Source organism: Flavobacterium sp. (genome assembly GCF_035760125.1).
Lineage (GTDB): Bacteria > Bacteroidota > Bacteroidia > Flavobacteriales > Flavobacteriaceae > Flavobacterium.
The window spans coordinates 1-5,516 of sequence record NZ_DASTTN010000217.1; the positions used below are offsets into that span (position 1 = coordinate 1).

The window sequence follows — 5,516 nt, forward strand, 5'->3', positions numbered from 1 at the left end:
CTGGGAAAACCCAGAAAAAAACAGAAAAAAACTGAGAGAAAAAATCAATGCAATTTCCGAAAGCGTTGATTTAATAGTACTTCCGGAAATGTTTACTTCAGGATTTACCATGAAACCCAACGATGTTGCTGAAACCATGCAAGGAGAAACGATTGTTTGGCTAAAAGATTTGGCGAAAGCCAAAAACTCAGCAATTACAGGAAGTTTAGTTATTACCGAAAAAGGAAATTTCTACAATCGATTGGTTTTTGTTTTCCCTTCGGGAGAAATTCAATTTTACGACAAAAGACATTTGTTTACACTTGCTGGAGAAGACGAAGTTTATACGGCTGGCAACAAAAAATTAATTGTTGAATACAAAGGATGGAGAATTTGTCCTTTGATTTGTTATGATTTGCGGTTCCCTGTTTTTTCTAGAAATGTGGAAGAGTATGATGTATTGATTTATGTTGCTAATTGGCCAGAAATAAGAATAAAAGCTTGGGATGCTTTGCTCAAAGCACGTGCCATAGAAAATATGTGTTATACTATTGGGGTCAATAGAATTGGAGAAGACGATAACAATTTTCAATATAATGGGCATTCCCAAGTAGTCAATTTCTTGGGAGATTACATTATGGAGCCTATAGAGACAAAAGGTGTTTTTATTGTCGAATTAAATAAAGCCGAACTGCTCTTGGTTAGAAAAAAGTTTAACTTTTTAAGCGATCAAGATCCTTTTGTGCTAAAATGAGCTGTTTTTTTTCTTTTTTTCGTTTTCTTTCCCCTTTGGGGTTTTCTTCTTGGGTTCCGGAACATAAGGAAGACTTAAGTCAAAAGTCTCTTCCCAATCAAAATTAGCATGAAGATTTATTTCCTTAGAAGAATATATTACTTCTTCAGCTTGTCTTTTTTCAAGATAGTTTCCAGTATCCCATTCCTTGTTTTTATTGTCGTCATAAATCGCTCTAACCGTGTATGCGCTCGGCTCTAGTAAATTGAATTCGATTTGGGTTTTACTATCAGTGTATTCGCTGGCTTTAACAACGTCTCCTTTTTCATTTGTCAATTCAATTATAACTGGAAATCGCTTAACATTTTTCAGATTCATAATAATATTTCCATAGTCAGCAAGGTTCTTTGTACTTGTGCTAAACGATAAAGTATCATTTGTTTTTTCAAAAAAATCGGTAACGGCGCCAGGCATCAATTTTAAATTGTATTTCTGGGCTTCTTCTATTTTAAAATCGATAAATAGCTGTTGGGTGTATTCATCGTATGCGGTAGTAAATGCTATGGCAGTCGAATCTTTGTCAACAAGTTTCATTTTTGATTTGTCAAAATTCACCAGGGGAGTACTGGATTCCAAAGTAAATCGATCTCTAAAATTCAAAATTCCAGTTTGAACGGCCTTAATACTCAAAGTGTCACTCTTTTGATTTTTGATTTTAAAAGTAAAGTCTTTTTGGTATTTGTCTTTTGCGATATTTAGCGAAAGAGAATCCACTTTCAAAGGTTTGTACCAGACTTGCAAAGAGTCTTTTTTCTCTATTTTTGTAACTATTGAAGGTACTGTTTGACCATTATTTTTCAGAGTGATTTTGGCCATTTCGCCATTGCTTTTCGGATTGCCTTCATAACCTACAATTAATCGATTTCCAGAAGCTTGGCTTGGTTTAAGGGCCTTAAATGGCATTACTTCCTTAAATAATTCTAATTCAAAAACGGTATCATTGGGAATCGTTACAATTTGCTTGCTAAACCCAATTCGATCCGATTTGGGATTGAATTTATTGTTGCTATTGTTGTCTTTCATAGCAACCAAATAGTATTTTCCCCCTTTCAAATTTTCCAAACGGAATGTTTTCAAACTATCCAAAGTATTGGTAATATATCGGGGAGTTTCTTTGTAAACTGTAGAGTCGTTAAATTTTTCATTCGCTTCATAAAGCATAATCGATACAAAAGAAGCAACTTCTTTATCATAAGCATCTTTTACCCTTCCGCCAAGAGCCAAAGAATCGATATAATCTCCCGTAGAAAACACATATTTAAATTGGTTGTATGGATTTCCCTCGTTATTATCGGCAATACTTTGCCCAAAATTTAGGCTATATGTGGTGTTGGGTTGTAGTGTGTCATTTATAGTGATAGTCAATACTTTTGTGGCAGTCGTTGGAGTAATCAACGGGTCATTCTTCATTGGAGGCGAAATAATCAACTGCTTGTTCAGGTTTTTAAGCTTGATGTTCTCGTCAAAAACAAGTTTGATTTTATTGCCTTGAAATTTAACCGAATAATTTTCAGGAAAACTATATTTTAATGTTGGTGCAATCGTGTCTTTCGCACCACCAGTAATGGCACCTCTTTTGGCACAACTGATAAAAAAAGCAGAAACAAAAAAGGAATATATTTAAAATGTTTTTTGAACATAATGAACTAAAATTTGATTCTACAAAATAACAATTATATTTACTGTAATCGAAATATTTTATCAATTATTAGGAGCTGTTTCCTGCTATCCGCTTGTATCTTTTTATAAGGTGAAAAAAAATCACCTTATAAAAAGGATATCGCTTCTATCAGGGCTAGTAGTTGCTAACGAGGGAATCCGATTTTAAAAGAGCATTTCTCATGCTAATTCATTAAATTTGCAACCAAAATAGATCTTCAATGAGCAATATTAGAATTACCAAACAATTTAATTTTGAAACCGGTCATGCTTTATACGGCTATGACGGGAAATGCAAAAATGTACACGGTCATAGTTACAAATTATCGGTTACCGTTATCGGAAAACCGATTACGGATCGTAACAATGTGAAGTTTGGTATGGTCATTGATTTTTCGGATCTGAAAAAAATTGTAAAAGAAGAGATTGTCGATCAATTCGATCATGCTACTGTTTTCAATGAAACTACTCCGCATATTGAGTTGGCCAACGAGCTAAAAGATCGTGGTCATCATGTGATTTTAGTGGATTATCAGCCAACCAGCGAAAATATGGTTGTTGATTTTTCTCAAAGAATTATCCGTAGATTACCTCAAAACATTGAGCTTTTTTCTCTTAAATTGCAGGAAACCGAGTCTTCATTTGCTGAATGGTTTGCAAGCGACAATCAATAATTTATTACGTAGTTCATGCAATTATCCAATAATAAAAAAATTTATTTTGCCTCGGATCAGCATTTTGGTGCGCCAACTCCAGAGTTGAGTTTTCCAAGAGAACAAAAGTTTGTTGCTTGGTTAAACGAAGTAAAAGATGATGCCGAAGCGATATTTCTTTTGGGTGATTTATTTGATTTTTGGTTCGAGTATAAAACCGTAGTTCCAAAAGGGTTTGTTCGTATTTTAGGTAAGTTGGCCGAAATTCGCGACAGCGGAATTCCTATTTATTTCTTTGTGGGAAACCACGATTTATGGATGGCTGATTATTTTGAGACCGAGTTGAACATTCCCGTTTATCATGATAACAAAGAATTTGCTTTCGGAGATAAAACCTTTTTAATTGGTCACGGTGATGGTAAAGGGCCTGGAGATTTAGGTTATAAACGCATGAAAAAAGTGTTTACCAATCCATTTTCAAAATGGCTTTTCCGATGGTTGCATCCAGATATTGGAGTGAAATTGGCGCAATATCTTTCCGTTAAAAACAAACTTATCTCAGGGGTCGAAGACGTTAAATTCTTAGGCGAAGAAAACGAATGGCTTATTCTTTATGCCAAACGAAAACTGGAAACCAAACATTATAATTATTTTGTTTTTGGTCACCGTCATTTGCCAATGATTAAACCAGTTGGCGAAAATTCAGAATATGTAAATCTTGGAGATTGGATCACATATTTTACCTACGGAGTTTTTGATGGAGAAAAATTCGAGGTTAAAAAGTTTGAATAAATTTCACAATTAATACAATTTATTTTCAGTATTTCATAAATAAAAAAATGGCAACTGGCAATCATAAATTAGACAATCCCGTTTGGTATTCGGTGTCCGAAACTCATAAAGATTTTGGAATTGATTTTGGAACTATAAAATTTTATCATCCCGATTATTGCCCTTTTGGGGGTTTTATTGCTCTTGATAACATGGAGCAGTCTATTTCTGAATACTCTAAATTAGTCAGTAATTTTCATATTATCGGGCAAAAGCCAAATGTACCTGATAACCTAAAATTAAACAATGAATTAATCTGTCTACAAATGATTATTTACGACAAAATTGAAGGAGACATTGTAGATCAGATTGTGAAATTAGAAGAGGAACATTTAGAAGATTTATTGGGATTGGTCAAAATTGTTTATCCTGATTATTTTAAAAAGAAGACTTCTTCATTAGGAAATTATTATGGCATTTACAAAAACAATCAACTTGTTGCCGTAACTGGTGAACGAATGCAAATGGATGAATATACCGAAGTAAGTGCTGTAATTACGCATCCAGAACATACTGGGAAAGGATACGCAAAGCAATTAGTTACTCATACTGCAAATGCTATTTTAGCAAAAAACAAAACACCATTTTTGCATGTTGCAGAGTCCAATATTGGAGCAATCAAGCTATATGAAAAATTAGGTTTTGAAACCAGAGCAAAAATAAGTGTTTGGAATATTGTCCAAAAATAATCGCCAAAATGATTACTTTTTAGCCGCTGGATAAATAGCAATTTTATGTGTTCTTAAAATATAATTAGACATTTCTGCATTATTCGAAAGCTGAAAGCGAATGGCATTCGATGATTTTTTTGCCATGTGACATTCCACACATTTATTAGCTAATAAAGAGGATGGCATTGTTTTAAGAGTAGAAGCACTATGTTTAATTCCTTGATGGCAAGAAATACAAATTTTAGAATAAGAAGCTAGATTTTGAGATGCATTTTCATGGGGATTATGACAGGTGATGCAATCCATTTTTTCACTTTTGATAAAACATTTGCTTTGCGCCAATAATCGATATTGATTTCCGTGTACATCAAATTCAGCGGTGCCGTCAGGATCGCTCATACTTCTCATATATTCCGAAAGATTATCTCCTGGTTTAAATTCGAAACGCGATTTTACTTTGATTCCGTCATTTCCAGAGTGGCAAAGAGCACAAGCATCTAATTTTTGCTGTCGGCTAAGAGATTGGTAGCTAACAATACTATTGGCCACTTTTACATTTGGATTTTTAAGATGAAACTCTGCATGTTGTTTGGCTGGTCCATGACAACGTTCACAATCAATTCCGTAAACGATGGTTTTTTTATTGATAACATCTTCAGTATCCATCGTAAGAAAGCTGTTTCCTTTAGAACTTTCATTAACAGTTCGGCTACTTATGTTAGAGCTGTGGCATGCATAGCAATCTTTGACTACTTTTCGATCAAAATACGGCTTGTCTGATGGAAAACCAGGGCTTGTTGCCCAACTGTGAACTGATGTATAATAAGAAAGAGGCAATTCGTAAGTATTGTTGTTGCGCCAATAAACAGAAGTTTGTGCATGCTTGATTCCAAAAACAATTTCAAATCGATGGGTTTCTACTTCTTTGCC

The 5,516-nt window shown here is 34.2% G+C and carries 6 protein-coding genes; 4 read left to right on the top strand and 2 right to left on the bottom strand.

The genetic code is table 11. The features are described 5' to 3' along the window. A partial coding sequence (locus VFS71_RS07960) for a nitrilase family protein (protein WP_326400399.1) occupies window positions 1–733 on the top strand: 733 nt, incomplete at its 5' end. Here the strand turns inward: VFS71_RS07960 and VFS71_RS07965 are convergent. Continuing rightward, window positions 725–2,392, bottom strand: a complete 1,668-nt coding sequence (locus VFS71_RS07965) for an Ig-like domain-containing protein (RefSeq protein WP_326400407.1) — start codon at window positions 2,390–2,392, stop codon at window positions 725–727. The genes VFS71_RS07960 and VFS71_RS07965 overlap by 9 nt on opposite strands. Before the next feature lie 260 nt (window positions 2,393–2,652). On the opposite strand from VFS71_RS07965, the gene VFS71_RS07970 reads away from it, so the two are divergent. The 3 genes from VFS71_RS07970 to VFS71_RS07980 are packed head-to-tail and all read left to right on the top strand — an operon-like array spanning window position 2,653 to window position 4,604. Continuing rightward, complete coding sequence (locus VFS71_RS07970; protein ID WP_326400400.1) at window positions 2,653–3,105, top strand: 6-carboxytetrahydropterin synthase; 453 nt, start codon at window positions 2,653–2,655, stop codon at window positions 3,103–3,105. A gap of 15 nt (window positions 3,106–3,120) precedes the next feature. Next, entirely contained in the window at window positions 3,121–3,876 is a 756-nt protein-coding gene (locus tag VFS71_RS07975; RefSeq protein ID WP_326400402.1) for a UDP-2,3-diacylglucosamine diphosphatase, read from the top strand. A gap of 47 nt (window positions 3,877–3,923) precedes the next feature. After that, on the top strand, window positions 3,924–4,604 hold the full coding sequence (locus VFS71_RS07980) for a GNAT family N-acetyltransferase (RefSeq protein ID WP_326400404.1): 681 nt from the start codon (window positions 3,924–3,926) through the stop codon (window positions 4,602–4,604). A gap of 12 nt (window positions 4,605–4,616) precedes the next feature. Here the strand turns inward: VFS71_RS07980 and VFS71_RS07985 are convergent. Continuing rightward, the coding region (locus tag VFS71_RS07985; protein WP_326400405.1) for a cytochrome c3 family protein at window positions 4,617–5,516 on the bottom strand (900 nt) is incomplete at its 5' end.

Coding starts and splice junctions, on each gene's coding strand:
- VFS71_RS07970 (WP_326400400.1), top strand. CDS start 2,653: ATGAGCAATATTAGAATTACCAAACAATTTAATTTTGAAACCGGTCAT.
- VFS71_RS07975 (WP_326400402.1), top strand. CDS start 3,121: ATGCAATTATCCAATAATAAAAAAATTTATTTTGCCTCGGATCAGCAT.
- VFS71_RS07980 (WP_326400404.1), top strand. CDS start 3,924: ATGGCAACTGGCAATCATAAATTAGACAATCCCGTTTGGTATTCGGTG.